This is a genomic window from Vibrio sp. 1249-1 (genome assembly GCF_033340495.1).
Genome location: NZ_JAWOWJ010000512.1, coordinates 1 through 714 on the forward strand (window position 1 = coordinate 1; position 714 = coordinate 714).

At 46.6% G+C, this 714-nt stretch carries 1 protein-coding gene; it reads right to left on the reverse strand.

Annotation, left to right across the window (positions count from 1 at the left end; genetic code table 11):
- A partial coding sequence (gene fabV, locus R7Z50_RS27310; protein WP_411979527.1) for an enoyl-ACP reductase FabV occupies nt 1-714 on the reverse strand: 714 nt, incomplete at both ends.

The window sequence follows — 714 nt, forward strand, 5'->3', positions numbered from 1 at the left end:
TAGCTCACGACAGTGTTGTTGGATGTCTTCACGCAGTTCCCAATCATCCAGACGTAGACGATTCATATCATCCACTTCTGCTGCGCTGCCATCTTCTTTGTAAAGACGTTGGCTGAACATGCGGTAGATTTGCTCCATACAACCTTCGTGTACACCTTCTTCACGCATCTTCTTGAATACCATTGCGATGTAAAGAGGCATAACCGGAATTGCAGAGCTTGCTTGAGTAACAACTGACTTAAGTACAGCAACATTTGCGCTGCCGCCAGTTGCACCCAGTTTCTCGTTTAGCGCTTTTGCCGCACGGTCTAGGTCCATTTTAGCTTTACCTAGCGCGCCATCCCAGTAGATTGGCCACGTTAGTTCAGTACCGATGTAGCTGTAAGCGACAGTCTTACAACCTTCCGCTAATACACCAGCGTCAGAAAGTGCATTGATCCAAAGTTCCCAGTCTTCACCGCCCATTACGGTTACTGTGTCTTTGATTTCTTCTTCTGTCGCAGGCTCAACGCTTGCTTCAATGATTACGTCTTTGTTGGTATCAACCGCTGTCGATGTGTAAGTCTCACCGATAGGTTTAAGAGCTGAACGAATAAGCTCACCTGTTTCTGGCATTTTCCGCACTGGTGAAGCCAGTGAGTACACCACCATATCAACCTGACCTAGGTCTTCTTTGATCAGATCAATGGTTTTCTGTTTCGCTTCGTTTGAGAA